The sequence below is a fragment of the Noviherbaspirillum sp. FW303-A3 genome, from assembly GCF_058788695.1.
In genome coordinates this window covers 4544217-4561416 of record NZ_JBYTAZ010000001.1, presented here as the reverse complement: position 1 = coordinate 4561416, position 17200 = coordinate 4544217, and the positions used below count along the sequence as shown (strand labels likewise).

15 protein-coding genes and 1 tRNA gene are annotated in these 17200 nt (G+C 60.3%); 4 read left to right on the top strand and 12 right to left on the bottom strand.

Features of this window, described 5'->3' with window-relative positions; all coding sequences use genetic code 11:
• Window positions 1-124: 124 nt before the first annotated feature.
• Window positions 125-1372: a DUF2863 family protein gene (locus AC3WOY_RS21835; RefSeq protein ID WP_492427593.1), complete on the top strand. Its 1248-nt coding sequence runs from the start codon at window positions 125-127 to the stop codon at window positions 1370-1372.
• A gap of 4 nt (window positions 1373-1376) precedes the next feature.
• Here AC3WOY_RS21835 and AC3WOY_RS21830 read toward each other — a convergent pair whose 3' ends face one another.
• Complete coding sequence (locus tag AC3WOY_RS21830; protein WP_492427591.1) at window positions 1377-1841, bottom strand: CYTH domain-containing protein; 465 nt, start codon at window positions 1839-1841, stop codon at window positions 1377-1379.
• Between the two features lie 2 nt (window positions 1842-1843).
• Window positions 1844-2971: a M14 family metallopeptidase gene (locus AC3WOY_RS21825; protein ID WP_492427589.1), complete on the bottom strand. Its 1128-nt coding sequence runs from the start codon at window positions 2969-2971 to the stop codon at window positions 1844-1846.
• A gap of 68 nt (window positions 2972-3039) precedes the next feature.
• Here AC3WOY_RS21825 and AC3WOY_RS21820 point away from each other — a divergent pair, with 68 nt between their 5' ends.
• Window positions 3040-4002: a Bug family tripartite tricarboxylate transporter substrate binding protein gene (locus tag AC3WOY_RS21820; protein WP_492427587.1), complete on the top strand. Its 963-nt coding sequence runs from the start codon at window positions 3040-3042 to the stop codon at window positions 4000-4002.
• A gap of 44 nt (window positions 4003-4046) precedes the next feature.
• Window positions 4047-4123: transfer RNA gene (locus AC3WOY_RS21815), tRNA-Pro, on the top strand.
• A gap of 78 nt (window positions 4124-4201) precedes the next feature.
• On the opposite strand, the gene AC3WOY_RS21810 is transcribed toward AC3WOY_RS21815, so the two are convergent.
• Entirely contained in the window at window positions 4202-4639 is a 438-nt protein-coding gene (locus AC3WOY_RS21810; protein WP_492427585.1) for a CBS domain-containing protein, read from the bottom strand.
• Between the two features lie 124 nt (window positions 4640-4763).
• On the opposite strand from AC3WOY_RS21810, the gene AC3WOY_RS21805 reads away from it, so the two are divergent.
• Window positions 4764-6110 carry an erythromycin esterase family protein gene (locus AC3WOY_RS21805; RefSeq protein WP_492427583.1) on the top strand — a complete coding sequence of 449 codons (1347 nt, stop codon included), beginning with the start codon at window positions 4764-4766 and terminating at the stop codon, window positions 6108-6110.
• 122 nt (window positions 6111-6232) lie between these two features.
• Here the strand turns inward: AC3WOY_RS21805 and AC3WOY_RS21800 are convergent, their stop codons facing one another.
• From AC3WOY_RS21800 to AC3WOY_RS21760, 9 genes are all read right to left on the bottom strand, one after another.
• Complete coding sequence (locus AC3WOY_RS21800; RefSeq protein WP_492427581.1) at window positions 6233-7330, bottom strand: ABC transporter substrate-binding protein; 1098 nt, start codon at window positions 7328-7330, stop codon at window positions 6233-6235.
• Between the two features lie 43 nt (window positions 7331-7373).
• Window positions 7374-8390 carry a branched-chain amino acid ABC transporter permease gene (locus tag AC3WOY_RS21795; RefSeq protein ID WP_492427579.1) on the bottom strand — a complete coding sequence of 339 codons (1017 nt, stop codon included), beginning with the start codon at window positions 8388-8390 and terminating at the stop codon, window positions 7374-7376.
• A 13-nt stretch (window positions 8391-8403) separates the two neighbouring features.
• Entirely contained in the window at window positions 8404-9288 is an 885-nt protein-coding gene (locus AC3WOY_RS21790) for a branched-chain amino acid ABC transporter permease (RefSeq protein WP_492427577.1), read from the bottom strand.
• A 92-nt stretch (window positions 9289-9380) separates the two neighbouring features.
• On the bottom strand, window positions 9381-10592 hold the full coding sequence (locus AC3WOY_RS21785; protein ID WP_492427575.1) for an ABC transporter substrate-binding protein: 1212 nt from the start codon (window positions 10590-10592) through the stop codon (window positions 9381-9383).
• 40 nt (window positions 10593-10632) lie between these two features.
• Window positions 10633-11343, bottom strand: coding sequence for an ABC transporter ATP-binding protein (locus tag AC3WOY_RS21780; protein WP_492427573.1), 711 nt, complete (start codon window positions 11341-11343; stop codon window positions 10633-10635).
• Complete coding sequence (locus AC3WOY_RS21775) at window positions 11343-12116, bottom strand: ABC transporter ATP-binding protein (protein WP_492427570.1); 774 nt, start codon at window positions 12114-12116, stop codon at window positions 11343-11345. The genes AC3WOY_RS21780 and AC3WOY_RS21775 overlap by 1 nt, the downstream gene beginning before the upstream one ends.
• A 134-nt stretch (window positions 12117-12250) precedes the next feature.
• Complete coding sequence (locus AC3WOY_RS21770; protein WP_492427568.1) at window positions 12251-14389, bottom strand: 3-hydroxybutyrate oligomer hydrolase family protein; 2139 nt, start codon at window positions 14387-14389, stop codon at window positions 12251-12253.
• A 94-nt stretch (window positions 14390-14483) separates the two neighbouring features.
• Window positions 14484-15221, bottom strand: a complete 738-nt coding sequence (fabG, locus tag AC3WOY_RS21765; protein WP_492427566.1) for a 3-oxoacyl-ACP reductase FabG — start codon at window positions 15219-15221, stop codon at window positions 14484-14486.
• A gap of 272 nt (window positions 15222-15493) precedes the next feature.
• Complete coding sequence (locus AC3WOY_RS21760) at window positions 15494-16936, bottom strand: sigma-54 interaction domain-containing protein (protein WP_492427564.1); 1443 nt, start codon at window positions 16934-16936, stop codon at window positions 15494-15496.
• Window positions 16937-17200 lie beyond the last annotated feature (264 nt).

Sequence of the window (17200 nt, the reverse complement as noted above, 5' to 3'; positions counted from 1 at the left end):
CGGCGAAGTAAAAGCTCAATCTTCTTCACCCGCAGCAAGTCCCGGCGCTCAAATGGGTGTATTTTGGTAGGTCATTATCGAATCTACTACAATACGTTTCCACAGCTCCACTCCTGTTTCCAACATGCGCCGTTTCTCCAAAAGCTCTTCCAACAAACTGTCCGCTGACAGCCAACGCCTTGTCTCCATCGCGCAAGGGATGGCCCAGGCCTCCAGCCGGCTGGAAGAACGCATCTGGGAACATTCGCTCGATGGCCTCATTCACAAGATCCTGAAAGGCGCGCACCAGGAAACCATCGACGCAGCACTCGAACACCTGTTCCGAACCGACCTGCCGGCATATGACATCCTGCTCGAAGCCGTCGAAGCCGGGAGCGAATCCTGCGCGGTCGAACATGATGGCGTGCATTACCACGCCTTGCTGATCGCCATTCCGATTCTCGCGTGGACGCGCTTTTCCATTGCTTCCGGCGGTGTTTCGGAAGACCTGCGCCGCACGTTGGGCGCACATCTGCATGGACATATCCTCGCATCCGACGTCCGGCTTGCGATGGCGCCTACTCTTTATGCGATCGACCAGTTGCCACGCAATCACGCGGAGACCTTCGCCCTTGCCCAGAAGCTGGCGCAGGCCGCGGTAAAGGGCTCGCAGGTACGCCCGCCGGCCAATGCGCCGGAAACCGCCCCCTTCCTCGCCGATACCCGCTACCTGCTTGCAGCAGTGGCTGTACCTGCGGGCCTGCCGCTTTTCGGCTGGCAGGAAAGCCTGCATCCATCGGGACGCGAACTGGCACTGGAACAGTGGCGTACGCAGGCTACTCCGAATATTGCATCGCTGCTGCCCGGGTGCGGTGTCGAGCTGCTCATGCCCGAGGCCTATTACGTCGCATGCCGCGAAGCGGACAAGCAGATCCGTCCCGCCTCGATCCGGGCTGCCGTGCATTACCTTACCAATACCCTCGGCGTCGAACCAGGCGGACTGCGTGCCGTCATCGGCAGCTTCAGCGAAGAACCGGTGGGTGGACGTGTCGACGAATATCGTATCGGCTTCACGATGCGCCAGAGTCCTGAAGTGATCTATGGCGTGGTATGGCCGCTGTACGACCAGGAAGATGAGGACGAGGCCGCTGTCACGTCTTTCGAATCGCTGACGACGCCGGAGATTCTCGACACCAACCTCCGTACGCCGCTGGAAGAAATCATCGCCTTGCTGCGCAGCTGCGGCATCACGCACATCAAGCGCCACGGGGAACGCTTCCCGATGGAATTCTGCGACGATTGCGGCGCCCCGCTCTATCCGGATCCCGACGCGGAACTGGTCCATGCCGAAATGCCGGAGGATGCGCCGTCCGGCACTGGCCACTTCCACTAAGCGGCTACCAGCGGGAATACGGATTGCGGATCAGGCTGGAGTTGAAATAGCGCGGGTCCTGAGTCACCTCCTCCGCAATCCAATCCGGTCTTGCGAAGGATTGGTTCTCGGCTGTCAGTTCAATTTCCGCGACGACCAGGCCCGCATTCTCGCCAAAGAACTCATCGACCTCCCACACCATGCCTTCGAAAGGAATGCGATAGCGTTTCTTTTCAATGATGGGGCGCTCGCACAAGGTGTCCAGAAATGCCTGGGCGTCGGCCAGGGGAACCGGATATTCCCACTCGCTGCGCGTCGCCCCGGAAGACTTCCCTTTGATCGTCAGCATTGCCGAATCACCTTCAATGCGCACACGTACCGTGCGTTCCGGCGAGGATGAGAGATAGCCCTGTCGCAACAGGACGCCCTGACCGAGGATCTTCCAGCGGTCGCCGCGCACCAGGAACTTGCGTTCGATTTCTACGCCCATGATTAACCCTTCAGCAATGATTGCAGGATAGGCTGCAGGATCGCCCGGCCCAGTCTCGCACTCCGCGCGCCGTTCCATCCATGCGTCTCATCCTGCAGGTCCGCATTGTCCTTGAACGGCATCTCCAGCGTCAGGGACACGCACTTGAAGGTGTGGCCGATGTACTTGGATGCCAGCTGCAGCATGTCCTCGCGGTATTTGCTCGCTTCATAGCCATGCACCGTCTGGAAGTCCGCGCTAGCCTGCCGGAAGCTGTCGATGAAGGCCTGCTGCTCTTCTTGCTGCTCCGGCGAAAACCCCTCCAGCATTTCGCAACCGGCGACAAAAACGTAAGGCAGGCTTTCATCGCCATGGATATCAAGAAACAGGTCGCAGCCTGTCTCGTGGATTTTGTTGCGCACTGCAAAGACTTCCGGGCTCCTTTCCAGCGATGGAGACATCCATTCCCGATTCAGGTTGGCACCGGCGGCGTTTGTGCGCAGGTTGCCACGCACCGCTCCGTCCGGACACATATTCGGAACGATATAGAAAACGGCCTGTTGCAATGCCATCCGCGCAACCGGGTCGGCCCGATCAAGCAATGCATCGAGCATACCTTCGACAAACCATTCCGACATGGTTTCGCCCGGATGCTGGCGGGCGATGATCCAGACCTTCTTGCGCGCAGAGGGATCTCCGATCACGGCGAGATTCATGTCGCGGCCGTCAATGGTGCTGCCGATGTCCAGCACCCTCCCAACCGGCGAATTCTCCACCTTGCCAAGCAAGTCGAGGTGCCGCTCCCAGGAGTAGGGTTCGAAGTAGGCGTAGTAGATGCTGTCGCGCTCCGGCGTGTGAGTAATGGTGAGTACTTTGCCGTCGTAAGCCGTTGGGACACGGAACCAGGTCTTCCGGTCATAGCTCGCGACGGCCCGGTAGTTTTCCCATCCTCCCGGGAAGACTGCCTGTCCGGCATTCAGGAGTTTCATGACGCACGGCTCGCCGCGCGCTCCCTGCAGACGGAAATGGAACCATTGCAGGAGATCAGCGTGCGAATCCTTGCGGATATTGAGCTCGATGGAGGAAGGCGATTCGGCGCGCACGATGTCGATTGCGCCTGAGTCGAACTGACTGCTGATCTTGATAGGCATGTCGGCTGTATCAATGTTGTTTATCCGAGTGCTATTCTGCGTGTTTTTGTCCTGTTCCGCATAGCCTGATGACGCTCCGCAGATTGTTGCTCGCCACCGCATTGGCACTGACCAGCCTGACCGCACTCGCCGAAGCCTGGCCCAACCGCCCTATCCGCTTCGTCGTCGCCGCACCCGGCGGCTCGTCGCTCGACGTCATTGCACGCACTGTAGGCGACAAGCTGAAGGAAAGGCTCGGGCAACCCGTTGTAGTCGAGAACGTCCCCGGGGCCTCGGGAACGATTGCCAGCGGCAACGTGGCAAGAGCCACGCCGGACGGCCATACGCTGCTGATTTCCTACAACGGCCCCCTCGCCTATACCCAGTACCTGACGACGCTGCCATATGACCCGCAAAAGGACCTCGCGCCGGTCATCCAGACGAGTTCCCAGCCGAATGTGCTCGTGGTGCCGGCAAACCTGCCGGTGAAATCTGTCTCCGAACTCGTTGCCTACGCCAAGGCGCGCCCTGGCAAGCTGAACTATGCGTCCGTCGGCAACGGCTCGTCGTCGCACCTGACCATGGAGCTGTTCAAGACCATGGCCGGCGTGTACGTCGTCCACATCCCGTACAACGGCGCGCCGCCCGCCGCGTTGTCCGTGGCCACCGGCGACACGCAGATGCTGTTCAGTGTGCCGTCGGTCGTGATGCCGCACCTGCGCTCGGGGAAAGTCCGGGCGCTCGCCGTAACAAGTGCGTCGCGTTTCCCACTGATGCCCGATCTCCCTACCGTGATGGAATCGGGGCTGCCGAAATTCGAATCGCTGACATGGAATGGCATCATGGTGCCCGCCGGGACGCCGCCGGAGATCATCCAGCGCTTGAACCGTGAAGTCGACGCCATTCTCAAATTGCAGGATGTCAAAGCGCGGCTGAACAATGCCGGCCTGGAACCAGCCGGTGGCACTCCCGAGCAATTCAAGGCGCTGATCGCACAGGAAGCACGCAAATGGTCGGAGATCATCCGCCGCACGGGTGCCAAGCTGGACTGAAACATGGCGGAAAGCCAAGTCTCTGCTATAATGCTTGCCTTCGTCGGGGCGTAGCGCAGCCTGGTAGCGCACTTGCATGGGGTGCAAGGGGTCGGAAGTTCGAATCTTCTCGCCCCGACCAACAGAATCAAACACTTAGGCCAATCTTCGGATTGGCCTTTTTGTTTTCTGCTGTCGCCACCGCGTCCCGCTCAGGAATTCAATGCGGCCTGTCCGGCTGCGACGGCGATGAAATCTCCTCCAGCGTCCGGTCCACCTGTGCCGAATGCCTGGTCGCCAAGTCTCCGAGCGACACGATGCCGATCAGCTCCTTCGTATCGTGATCCACCACCGGCACGCGCCGGATCTGGGTGTCGCCCATCTGCTGCATCACTTCATCGACCGTCTGGTCGTCGAAGCACCAGTGAACCGAACCGCTCATCACGTCCTCGACATGCGCGCTATCGGGTGACTGGCCTGCGGCCACTCCACGTACGGCGATATCGCGGTCCGTCACCATGCCGACCAGTTTCTGGCCGTCGCACACGGGCAAGGCCCCCACATTCAGTTCGTCCATCATCTGCGCCGCACGGCGAATGGTTTCCTGCGGCGACACGCTCATCACGTCGCGTGTCATGACATCGGAAATTCTCTGCATCTTGCTCTCCTTTATGGTAAATCGTTGTACATATGCTTGAGTGCCAATCTGCCAATCAAGTTCCGATCCTCCCGGAACTATCGGCGCGCGGCACGGACGAAATGCAATAGGCAGAGGAGCAGCCATGTCCACACGTTCCATCATCGATGCGCTCCAGCAGGAAGCACAGGTCCTCGATCCGGACGGCAGCATTGACCGGATCATTGAGCGCATTGGCGACGCGTCCATCGTCCTGCTGGGAGAGGCGACACATGGCACCCACGAGTTCTACCGGATTCGGGCGGAAATCAGCAAGCGGTTGATATCGGAGAAAGGCTTCGACGCCATTGCCGTCGAAGCCGACTGGCCGGATGCGTTGCGCGCAAGCCGCTTCATCCAGGCAAACCCGGCAGCGGCCGGCACGACAGCCGACAACGCCCTGGGTGCATTCGAACGCTTTCCGCAATGGATGTGGCGCAACACCGATGTCGTCGAACTGTTGAGCTGGCTGCGCATGCACAACATGCAGCGCGCCGATGATCGGGACAAGATGGGTTTCTTCGGCCTTGACCTGTACAGCTTGCGCGGTTCCATGGACGCGGTGGTGTGCTACCTATCGCAGGTTGACCCCGAAGCCGCACGACGCGCCCGCGCGCGCTACGCCTGCTTCGATCATCTTGCTGACGATCCGCAACGCTATGGCTATGCGGCGAGCTTCGGCATGCGCAAGGATTGCGAGGATGAAGTGATCCGCCAGCTGGTGGAAATGACGACGGATGCCCAGCGCCTGATTGAAGCCGGCGAGCATGGCAGTGCGGACGAGTTCTTCTTTGCACAGCAGAATGCGCGCGTGGCCCAGAATGCGGAAGCGTATTACCGTGCCATGTTCCAGGGAAGAAACGAGTCCTGGAACCTGCGCGACCGGCATATGGCGGAAACGCTGGAGGCATTGCGCGGACACATCATCGAGAAGAAGGGACGACGCCCCAAGATCGTGGTGTGGGCGCACAACTCGCATCTCGGCGATGCGCGCGCGACCGAAATGGGCGAGCACGGCCAGCTCAACCTGGGACAGCTGGTGCGTGAACAGTACGGAACGAAGGAATCATTCCTGCTCGGCTTCACCACGCATACGGGGACAGTGACGGCGGCATCCGACTGGGATGCGCCGGCAGAGACCAAGATAGTCCGCCCCTCCCATCCGGACAGCTATGAGAGGATATTCCACGACAGCGAACTTAGACGCTTCATCGTGCCCTTGCGCGCCAGTCCGCGGCTTCATGCCTTGCTCGAGGAACAGCGGCTTGAGCGGGCCATTGGCGTCGTCTATCTGCCTGAGTCGGAGCGAGTCAGTCACTACTTCCATGCAAGCCTGTCGAGGCAGTTCGATGCGGTCATCCACATCGACGAAACCAGGGCGGTACGCCCGCTAGAACGCACCGTGGCGCATCACGAGGGAGAAGTTCCCGAAACATACCCGTCAGGAATCTGACACACACAAAAAAAAGGGTTACGCGAACGTAACCCTAAACTGCTGGGGAACAACAACTGTTTGCCGTCTTGCGACGGAAGGCGGAGCGTTCTTCTGGTCATTCTCTCCGCCGGCAATTCCTTTCAACGCAACAGGCGCCCATCCTTGCCGATCACCGTGATCTCGACGAAGCGCGAGCCAATCCGGTTGGTCGGCGAGAAATGCAAGGTGAAGCCGCCGACGTCATACGCACTCAGCGTCTCCAGCGCCCGAAGCACCTTTTCCCTGCTTGCATTGGGTCCTGCCCTGCGCAATCCTTCCACCAGCACCTTGGCGCCGACGAATTCCTCGAAGCTGGTGTATGACATCTCGATGCCAGGCGCATACCTCTTCATCGCCTGCTGATACTCCTTGACGATCGACGTCATCGGCGAATACGGATATGGCATCACCTGCGCGATGCCGATGCCGCGTGCATTTTCCGGGCCGATGATGCGCACGATTTCCTTCGGATTCACGACGGAAATGTTCACCAGTTGCGCCACCGTCGACACCGCGCGAATCTGCTTGCTGAATGCCGCCGTGCTCTTGTTCACCGAGATCATGACCACGGCTTGCGGATTCGCCTTGGCAATCGCTTGCACCGCGTCTGCCACATTGTCGGTGTTCTTCTCGTATGCGCCCGTGCCGACGAGCTCGAGCCCGCGCTTCTTCAATGCGGCTTCCACTCCGGCGAGCCCTGCCTTGCCAAACGGATCGTCCTGGTACATCACGCCGATACGCTTCATGTTCAGCGCCACCAATTGGTTGACGATGCCTTCCGCTTCATCCGCATACCCGGCACGAATGTGGAAGATATGCGGATTGAATGGCGCACGCAGGATCTCGCCACCGGTGTACGGCGCGACAAGCGCAATGTTTGCCTTCTCCAGAACCTTCTGCTTGAGCAGCTCGCCGACGTTGCCGGTTCCGGCAAAACCGATCAGCGCGACCGCGCCATCCTTCTCGATCACGTCCTGGGTGAGGCGGACAGTTTCATCGACCTTGTAGCCGTCATCCTTGACGACATGGAGAATCTTCCGGCCATGCACCCCACCCTTGTCGTTGACCGAGTCGAAGTACACCTTGACGCCCAGCACCATGTCCTTTCCGGTATCCGCGAGGACACCGGAAAGGGGGGCCACTTGCCCGATGACGATGTCATCCGCCGCCATGGTGCAGATGGCGAAAGATGTTCCCAAACATCCTGCTGCCAACCTCAACCAGGCAAGTGGCTTCATGGTGTTACCCCTCCACGGTTTTCATCACTGGAGCCGGGCCTGCGACAGGTGCCGGCTTACGCTTTTTTTTGGCGAATTCCACCAGTTCACCCACGATGCCGCGGCGGAATGCCAGTACGCAGACGATGAAGATGAAGCCGGTCACGATCGTGACCGACTCGCCGATGGTACGGAACCACTCGATGCCGGTCAGCATGGCGATCAGGTTGCCGAGTTCGCCGAGCTTGTTCTCCAGCGCAATGATCACGATTGCGCCGACGATCGGGCCGGAGAGCGTACCGAGGCCGCCAACCAGCGTCATCAGTACGACCAGGCCGGACATGGACCAGTGCACGTCGGTCAGCGTCTCGAAGCCGAGCACGACGGTCTTGGTTGCGCCGGCAAGACCTGCGAGCGCGCCAGACAGGACGAAAGCCAGCAGCTTGTACTTGTCGGTGTCGTAGCCGAGGGAAATGGCGCGCGGCTCATTCTCCTTCACTGCCTTCAGCACCTGGCCGAACGGTGAATGCACGGTGCGCACGATCAGCGCAAAACCACCGATGAAGATGCCGAGCACGACGTAGTACAGCGTCATGTCACTGGCCAGGTCGATCACGCCGAGCAGCTTGCCGCGCGGCACGCCCTGCAGGCCATCCTCGCCGCCGGTGAAGGGTGCCTGCAGGAAGACGAAGAACAGCATCTGCGCCAGCGCCAGCGTGATCATCGTGAAGTAGATGCCCTGCCGGCGAATCGCCAGGCTGCCCATTAGCAGGCCGATGAGCGCGGCGACGATGACGCCGGCAATCAAGCCCAGTTCAAACGGCAAGCCCCACACCCTCAGCGCATGCCCGGTGATGTAACCGGCGCCGCCGAAGAACGCTGCATGGCCGAACGAGAGCAAACCGGTGAAGCCGATCAGCAGGTTGAATGCGCACGCAAACAAGGCAAAGCACAGCACCTTCATCAGGAACACCGGATAAACCACAAACGGTGCCACCAGTGCCGCTGCAAGTGCAATGGCGTATCCGACTTTCTTATTCATCCTATTGCTCCTTTTATTTCTCTTTGCCGAACAGGCCGGCCGGACGCAGCATCAGCACGATTGCCATGATGATGAACACCACGGTGGCCGACAACTCCGGATAGAACACGCGGGTCAAGCCCTCGATCACGCCCAGCCCGAGGCCGGTGAGGATAGATCCCATGATCGAGCCCATGCCGCCGATCACCACTACCGCGAACACGACGATGATCAGGTTGGACCCCATCAGCGGCGACACCTGGATCACCGGTGCCGCCAGCACGCCGGCAAAAGCCGCAAGCGCCACGCCGAAGCCGTAGGTCATCGTCACCATCAGCGGGACGTTGATGCCGAAGGCTTCGACCAGTTTCGGATTCTCGGTGCCGGCGCGCAGGTAGGCGCCAAGCTTGGTCTTTTCGATCACGAACCAGGTGGCGAGGCAGACGATGATGGAGGCGACCACGACCCATGCACGGTAGTTCGGCAGGATCATGAAACCGAGATTGGTTGCGCCCATCAGTGCATCCGGCACCGAATACGGCTGGCCGGACACGCCGTAGAAGGAACGGAACAGGCCTTCCAGCATCAGCGTGATGCCGAAGGTCAGCAGCAGGCCGTACAGGTGATCCAGCTTGTACAACCAGCGCAGCATGGTTTTTTCGATGACGATGCCGAAGATGCCGACCAGGATCGGTGCGGCGATCAGCATCACCCAGTAATTGAGGCCGAGATAGTTCAAGCCCATCCAGGCCAGGAACGCGCCCATCATGTACAACGCGCCGTGAGCGAAGTTGATGACGTTGAGCAGGCCGAAGATGACCGCGAGGCCGAGCGACAGCATCGCGTAGAACGACCCGTTCACGAGGCCAAGCAGGAGCTGGCTCAACATTGCTTGCAGAGGAATGCCAAAGATTTCCATAACGACTTTGCAGTTAAACGCCACAGCGCGTGCGGCTTGGGTAGCGAAAGAAATCCGGGCGGCGCGGAATCACCCGCGCCGCCGGATTCAACTTACTTCCAGAGTGCGCACTTGGACTCGGCCTTCGTTGCGTAGGCCTGGTCGCCCGGGATGGTCTGCACCACCTTGTAGTAGTCCCACGGATACTTGGACTCGGACGGCTTCTTCACTTCCATCAGGTACATGTCGTGCACCATGCGGCCGTCCGGACGGATTACGCCGTTCTTGGCGAAGACGTCGTTGATCTTGGTCTTCTTGAGCTGCGCAATGACCTTGTCGCCGTCATCGGAACCAACCGCCTTCACCGCGCTCAGGTACTGATAGGTGACCGAGTAGTCTGCGGCGTGCAGCATGGTCGGCATGCGCTTGATCTTCTCGAAGAACTTCTTCGACCAGGCACGGGTATCCGCATTCTGATCCCAGTACCAGCCATCGGTCAGGAACATGCCCTGGGTCAGGTTCAGCCCGAGCGAGTGGATGTCGGTGATGAACATGAGCAGACCGGCGAGTTTCATCGACTTCTGGACGCCGAACTCGTTGGCTGCCTTGATCGCATTGATCGTATCGCCGCCGGCGTTGGCCAGGCCGAGGATCTGGGCCTTGGATGATTGCGCCTGCAGCAGGAAGGACGAGAAGTCGGAGGCCGACAGCGGGTGCTTCACGGCGCCCTTGACGGTGCCGCCGCTGGCCTTGACCACGTCCGCAGTGTCCTTCTCGAGCGATGCGCCGAAGGCGTAGTCGGCGGTCAGGAAGTACCAGTCCTTGCCACCATTCTTCACGATGGCGCCGCCGGTCCCGCGTGCCAATGCGATGGTGTCGTAGGCATAGTGCACGGTGTACGGCGTGCAGTCTTCATTGGTCAGGCGGGCAGTGCCTGCGCCGACCGAGAAGAACACCTTCTTCTTTTCCGCCGCAACCTTGGCCATCGCCAGGTTGGCGCCGGAGTTGGTGCCGCCGATCAGCATGTCGAGGCCTTGCTGGTCGAACCATTCGCGTGCCTTGGAGGCGGCGATGTCAGCCTTGTTCTGGTGGTCGGCCACGACGAACTCGATCTTCTTGCCGTTGATCGCGCCGCCGAGATCGGCGATCGCCATCTTCACGGCTTCCGCACCTGCCGGGCCGTCGACGTCGGCGTACACGCCGGACATGTCGGTAATCAGGCCGATCTTGATGACGTCACCCGAGATCTGAGCCTGGGCCGTACCGGCGATGCCGGCGAACGCTGCTGCGACGGCGAGAGTCATCACTTTTGCTTTGATTTCCATCTTTGCTCCTCTGTTTTAGGTAGTGTTACTTCGTTGTCTCTCAGACACCCAGCAGTTCGTTCAGAACAGGCATCTTCGACTCCAGCTCGGATGCAGCAAAGGTCTCGACAATCTGACCATGCTCCATCACGTAAAACCGATCCGCCAGCGGTGCGGCGAAGCGGAAATTCTGTTCCACCATCACGATGGTGTAGCCCTTGGCCTTGAGCATCGTGATCATGCGTGCCAGCGCCTGCACGATGACGGGCGCGAGGCCTTCGGAAATTTCATCGAGCAGCAGCAGCTTGGCTCCGGTGCGCAGGATGCGCGCCACCGCGAGCATCTGCTGTTCGCCGCCGGACAGGCGCGTGCCCTGGCTGGACTTGCGTTCGGCGAGGTTGGGGAACATCTCGTAAATTTCCTCGACCGACATGCCCTTGTTGGACTTCGACACCAGGGGCGGCAGCATCAGGTTTTCTTCGGTCGACAGCGACGAGAAGATGCCGCGCTCTTCCGGGCAGTAACCGATGCCCAGGTGCGCCACCTTATGCGTGGTCATGCCGATCGACTCGACGCCGTTGACCTTGATCGATCCGCTGCGGGTGCCGGTCAGGCCCATGATCGCGCGCAGTGTCGTGGTGCGGCCGGCGCCGTTACGGCCCAGCAGCGTCACCACTTCGCCCGGTTTCACTTCCAGGTTGACGTCGTGCAGGATGTGCGACTCGCCGTACCAGGCCTTGAGGTTCCTGATTTCAAGTGCCGGTGTTGCCATCAATGCGCTCCTTCCAGTTCGCCGGAGGTGGTGCCCATGTAGGCTTCCATCACCTGCGGGTTTTTCGAGACTTCTTCGTAGGTTCCTTCCGCCAGCAGCGCGCCGCGCTGCAGGACCGAAATCTTGTCGCAGATGCCTGCGACCACGCTCATGTTGTGTTCCACCATGAGGATGGTGCGGCCCTCGGAGACTTTCTTGATCAGTTCGGTGACGCGATGCACGTCTTCGTGGCCCATGCCCTGTGTCGGCTCGTCGAGCAGCATCAGCTCGGGTTCCATCGCCAGCGTGGTGGCGATCTCGAGCGCGCGCTTGCGGCCATACGGCAAGTCCACCGTCATCGTGTTGGCGAAGCTTTCCAGATCCACTTCCGCCAGCAGCTCGATGGCGCGGCGATTCAGCGACGTCAGGGTCTGCTCGCTCTTCCAGAAATGGAAGGAAGTGCCGAGCGCGCGCTGCAGGCCGATACGCACGTTTTCCAGCACGGTCAGATGCGGGAAGACAGCCGAAATCTGGAACGAGCGAATCACGCCGCGATGCGCGATCTGTTCCGGCTTGAGTGAGGTGATGTCGTTGCCGTTGTACAGGATCGAACCCGACGTCGGCGTCAGGAATTTCGTCAGCAGGTTGAAGAACGTCGTCTTCCCTGCCCCGTTCGGGCCGATCAAGGCGTGGATGGAGCCACGCCTGACCTTGAAGTTGACGTCGTTCACCGCGATGAATCCCTTGAAACCTTTGGTCAGGTTTCGCGTTTCAAGTATGACTTCGCTTGTCATCCAATTTCTCCAGTGATGCTGCTTTGCTTGGTGCACCTGCGCTTGCGTGCCGATGCGGTAATGCGTTTATCCGGACCACCCCTCCACCGCGCGCGACCGGGGTTCGTCGGTTGTCGCGCGCGGCTGGGGTTCGATCAGTCCGCCACCGTCAGGGTGTTGTTGGCGAACGTAATGGCATTGCCCGTTGCCGGCGTTGCGGCGATCGCCGGCACGTTGGCCGTGGTGATTGCCGGTGCCGCGCCTGCCACACCGCCGCGCGGCGTGGTGCGAACCACCTGGCTGCCCGGCAGAGCGGAGCCGTTGTTCAGGTGCGACCACATCAGGTCCAGTGCCTGGTTGAGGTAGTAGTGCAGCGGCACCAGTGCCGTGTCGTAGCCCGGCAGGGAACCAATGAAGGCATCGAAGTGATTGGCGTTGGTGACTTCGATATAGCGCGCGTTGGCTGCGGCATTGTTCACATTCAATTTGCCGAAGTAGGCGCGCGCTGCCTGGTTCACCTGCATCAGCGTATCGCTGCGGCCAGTCACGATGATGGTCGGGCGGCTGCCAACGTTGCCATTCGCTTGCGCCTCGGCCACGCCTTGCTGAACGCGCTGGGACTTGGCAAGCATGTCGCCGGTCAATGCAGCGCCGGTGACAGCATCGGTGCCGGTCGCGAGCGAACGCAGGCACAGGGCGGCATCCAGCGCCATGTCGGCCAGTCCGGTCGATGGAGAGACGGACAGGCGGTCCAGCTTCGCGCCGCCGACCGAATCGTTGTAGACGATGTTGATGCCGGAGCTTGGCGGGATACCGTTGCCGGTACCGAACAGCAGGGACTGGGTCGCCGGCTGCGCAATCACGTTGCCGGCAGCGTCCGTGTTGGCGAAGCTCAAGCCGCACAGGTTGTCAGTGACGCTGAAGCGTCCGTACGCATAGGCATACGTCGTCGCAACCGCCGGTACTGCGAAGCGGTAGTGCGTCAGGTGCAGGATGTCGGTTTCGGGCTCCCAACCGTAGGCGCGCATCTTGGAAAGCGCATCCGCCGCACGCTCCGCAGCCGTCGCACCGCTGACCAGGTTCTTGCTGGCCAGCCCCGCGCAGCGCGCCTCCATGCTCGCGACCGGCAAGGACGCTGCGAACGCGCTGTTGGATACGGCGAGCGCCGCGCATGCCTGGTAGACATTGGCAAAAGTGATGTAATCGATCATCGGCTTGCCGATGGTAGAGACCGTTGTCGATCCGCGGCGGATGCTCAGGCCCGGCGTTGCCTTGGGCTGCACCTGCGGTTCGGCCACAACGACCGCGTCGATCAAGCCTTCGGTATCCTGTTCGGCTGCCAGCAGCGCAGCACCAGCGCCGTTGGAGACACTGGATCCGATCACAATGGTGTTGGACGGGACGATAGAACGCAGCTTGGCGGTGCTGTTGCCAATGGCCGTGCCGTGCAGGTCGTTCAACACGTAAAACGCAAACTCGACCGCTTGCAGCGTATTCTTGCCCCAGTCCTTGTCCGGGTTCTGCTGCGAGTGGGCGTGTTTGTAGGCAACGCGGTTCGGGAAGAGCGCGTTGTATGCCGTGCGTGCGGCTTCCGTGATATTTGCCTTGAACAGTGCAAGCGTGCCTGCAGTAGCGGCATCCACCGACGTACCGTCGATCAGAGCAACCTTGTTGGTCTGCAGGTCATGGAAGCCGTTGCCGCTTCCCTTGTCGGTGTAGGCGACGGCGCAGCCGCGCTTGAGGCCCCATTCGCCGGAGGTGCCGATCGCACCGTAAATGCCGCGCGAGCCGGACGACGTCGCGGTGACGATGCAGGGCTTGGCCGGATTGAAAGTGTCGGGAACCTGCACCATCAGCGTCACGTTCTGCGCGCCGCTGCCGTCGTCGGCATAGGCGATGTATTCCCTGCCTGCGATCTTGCCTGTGGCGGAAGGTGTTGCTCCCGCGATGGCAACGGTCGGACCATAGAGCGTGCCGAAGCCGCCGTTGGCCGTTGTATCGACCAGCGCACGGTAGTTCTGGTGAATGGCGAGACGGCGCAGCTCGGCCGCGGTCGGGGTTGCGCTGACAGCCGGAAGCGTCGCGCTTGCGAGGCCGGAGGCGCCAAGGCCGGCGGTCAGCAAGTCGTCGCTGTTGCCATCGTAGGTTTTGCTGGAAAGGCTTCCCTTGAGAAAGGTCGGGGAAACGTTTGCTGCGCCGAGTGCCAGGGAGCCGCTGTCTCCGCCGCCACCGCCGCATGCTGCCAGCACACCCGTCATCACTGCTGTCAAACCGATCGTCCTGCGTGTTGCCATGTTGTCTCGCTCCTTGAAGTTATTCCGGCTGTCTCTGCCGGGGTGCACTGCTTTTTTACGGAACCGGGTACTACACAACTGTTGCTGAACTGCCTTAAAGGGTCATACCTCCGCATACCTCGATGACAGCGCCGTTGATATAGCTCGCCTCGTCGGAGGCGAGGAAGGCGAAGGTATTGGCGATTTCGTCGGGCTTTCCGAGACGGCCGAGCGGCACGCGCTCCTCGAGCGAGCGGATGACCTTCTCGGGCATGGATTTGAGGATGGTGGTTTCGATGAAGCCGGGGCAGACAGCATTGACGCGGATGCCATGCTTGCCGAGCTCGCGGGCCCAGGTTTTCGCCATGCCGATCACGCCGAACTTGCTAGCCGCGTAATTGGTCTGCCCGAAGTTGCCGTAGATGCCGACGATGGACGAGGCGTTGAGGACGACACCGGCCTTGCGCTCGATCATGTTGTCCACGACGGCCTTGGTGCAGTTGTAGGTGCCTTTGAGATTGACGTCGATGACCTTGTCGAACTGCTCATCGGTCATCTTCTTCAGTTGCGCGTCGGCGACAATGCCCGCATTGTTGACCAGCACATCAATGTGGCCGAAGGTGGCAAGCGCACCGCTCACCATCGCTTCAATGCTTTCGGATTTGGTGACATCGACCTTGAAGCCGATCGCGCTGCCGCCCTGGATGCGAATTTCCGCCACCGTCTCGGCGACGGCGTCGTCCAGGTCGCACACCACGACGCGAGCGCCTTCCCTCGCGAACTTGAGTGCCGTGGCCTTGCCGATGCCTCTGCTTGCGCCCGTGATCAGGGCAACCTTGTTGGTAAGCCGCACGTTGTCTCCATATCGTTGTTCTGTCTAATGAAGGCTGCAGCGGATTACGTGCGGCCATCACTAGCGATAGCCACATACGGCAATTGTCATGCCAACAACGTTAAGTCATTGATTTTTAAGAAAAAACAAAAATAGGAGGCGAAAATCGGAAGCAGATGGGGGTACTCAAGGCCGAAAATATGTCTGAAATTCAGACATATTTTGGTTATATCAGGATATGTCATTGAAAAATAACGCTTTTACCGAGCGTCTGCAATTTGGACAGATGTCTATTAATCAGACACCAGTCTGAAATCCACGATCTTCTGGTAAAGCGTTGCACGCGAGATGCCAAGCAAGCGCGCGGCTTGCGCCTTGTTTCCGCCGGTGCTGTCAAGCGCGGACTTGATCAGATTCTTTTCCAGTTCGGACACTGCCTCGGCAAGCGGTCGAATGCCTTGCGCGGAGCCGGTCTCGACAGCTGCCTCTGCAGGACGATGCATGGCGGCATCGGCGGGAAGGATTGTTGCAAAATCCTCCGCGGTCAGGCTGATGCTGTCGGTCAGCATCCCCGCCTGCTCAAGGGCGTTGCGCAACTCACGCACATTGCCCGGCCAGCTATAGGATGCCAGGAACGCACGCGCCGACGGTGTGAGCTCGCGCTGCGGCATGCCGGTACGCGTGGCAATCTGTTCGAGCAGGTGCTCGCACAGCGCATCCAGGTCGCCCAACCTCTCTCGCAGGGGCGGCAGCACGATGGGCAGGACATTCAGGCGGTAATACAGGTCCGAGCGGAACTTGCCGTCGGCAACGAGCTGCTTGAGATCGTGGCTGGTCGCAGCGATCACGCGCACATCCACCTTGATGATGGTATTCGATCCGAGCGGTTCGATTTCCTGCTCCTGCAATACCCTCAGCAACTTCGCCTGCACCTGTAGCGGCATATCCCCCACTTCATCGAGGAACAGGGTGCCGCCATCGGCAATCTTGAACTTGCCGTCGCGCCCCTTGCGGTCCGCACCGGTATAGGCCCCCGGCGCCACGCCGAAGAATTCAGCCTCGAGAAGCGATTCGGGAACGGCAGCAATATTGATCCCGACAAAGGGCTTGCCGGCGCGACCGGACGCGGCATGAATACCATGCGCAAGCAGCTCCTTGCCGCTACCGGTTTCACCGAGCAGCAACACCGTCGTGTCGAGCTGTGCCGCGCGGCGTGCGCGATGCTTGAGCTCCAGCGACACCGGACTCACACCGACAAAACTGGAAATCGAATACTTGGTATGGCGCAGCTGGGCCAGTTCCTTCTTGGTATTGGCCAGCGCCCATTGCAGCTCGGCGAACTTGGATACGAGGGGCTTGAGGCGCTGCAGGCGGTCGTACAACGCAAAGCCGAGCGCACCGACGACCTTGCCTGCTTCATCCTTGAGCGGAATCCGCATCACGACCAGCGGCTGGTCGCGGATCATCATGATGTCGAGAAGAATCGGCTTGCCGGTCTGCACCACCTCGCGCATGCGGCTGTTCGGGATGACTTCCTCGACCATCTTGCCGAGCGCGTCGTCCGCGCTCTTCAGTCCGAGGAAGGCGACGTACTTGTCATTGATCCATGCAATGCGCCCCTGGTCGTCCACCGCCATTGTGCCCTCGCATGAGTCGTCGAACAAATCGAGCAACGACTGCATGCCTACCCGCAGGATGCTGTCCACATCCCAGGATGAAGCGACAGACGTTTTCATTTCATCTCCATGTGAAGACCGGCCACGCAATGACGCATGCGCACTCCAGGTGCCGAATGTGGCCGATTATAGATGCTCTTTCGAAATCACGTTCATCACCGGCGATTTGTAGAAAGAGAGGCAAGATTGCGAAGACGACCGAGTCGCAGCAGCAATCACAAAAATCAAACGCAGCGCCATGAACGCATCATCCCGTCGACGCTCTTACTGCCATGGGATTGATCGAGCGATGCACGGCGCACTTCTTGCCATCGCAAAGGACAA

Coding starts and splice junctions, on each gene's coding strand:
- AC3WOY_RS21835 (WP_492427593.1), top strand. CDS start 125: ATGCGCCGTTTCTCCAAAAGCTCTTCCAACAAACTGTCCGCTGACAGC.
- AC3WOY_RS21830 (WP_492427591.1), bottom strand. CDS start 1,841: ATGGGCGTAGAAATCGAACGCAAGTTCCTGGTGCGCGGCGACCGCTGG.
- AC3WOY_RS21825 (WP_492427589.1), bottom strand. CDS start 2,971: ATGCCTATCAAGATCAGCAGTCAGTTCGACTCAGGCGCAATCGACATC.
- AC3WOY_RS21820 (WP_492427587.1), top strand. CDS start 3,040: ATGACGCTCCGCAGATTGTTGCTCGCCACCGCATTGGCACTGACCAGC.
- AC3WOY_RS21810 (WP_492427585.1), bottom strand. CDS start 4,639: ATGCAGAGAATTTCCGATGTCATGACACGCGACGTGATGAGCGTGTCG.
- AC3WOY_RS21805 (WP_492427583.1), top strand. CDS start 4,764: ATGTCCACACGTTCCATCATCGATGCGCTCCAGCAGGAAGCACAGGTC.
- AC3WOY_RS21795 (WP_492427579.1), bottom strand. CDS start 8,390: ATGAATAAGAAAGTCGGATACGCCATTGCACTTGCAGCGGCACTGGTG.
- AC3WOY_RS21790 (WP_492427577.1), bottom strand. CDS start 9,288: ATGGAAATCTTTGGCATTCCTCTGCAAGCAATGTTGAGCCAGCTCCTG.
- AC3WOY_RS21785 (WP_492427575.1), bottom strand. CDS start 10,592: ATGGAAATCAAAGCAAAAGTGATGACTCTCGCCGTCGCAGCAGCGTTC.
- AC3WOY_RS21780 (WP_492427573.1), bottom strand. CDS start 11,343: ATGGCAACACCGGCACTTGAAATCAGGAACCTCAAGGCCTGGTACGGC.
- AC3WOY_RS21775 (WP_492427570.1), bottom strand. CDS start 12,116: ATGACAAGCGAAGTCATACTTGAAACGCGAAACCTGACCAAAGGTTTC.
- AC3WOY_RS21770 (WP_492427568.1), bottom strand. CDS start 14,389: ATGGCAACACGCAGGACGATCGGTTTGACAGCAGTGATGACGGGTGTG.
- AC3WOY_RS21760 (WP_492427564.1), bottom strand. CDS start 16,936: ATGAAAACGTCTGTCGCTTCATCCTGGGATGTGGACAGCATCCTGCGG.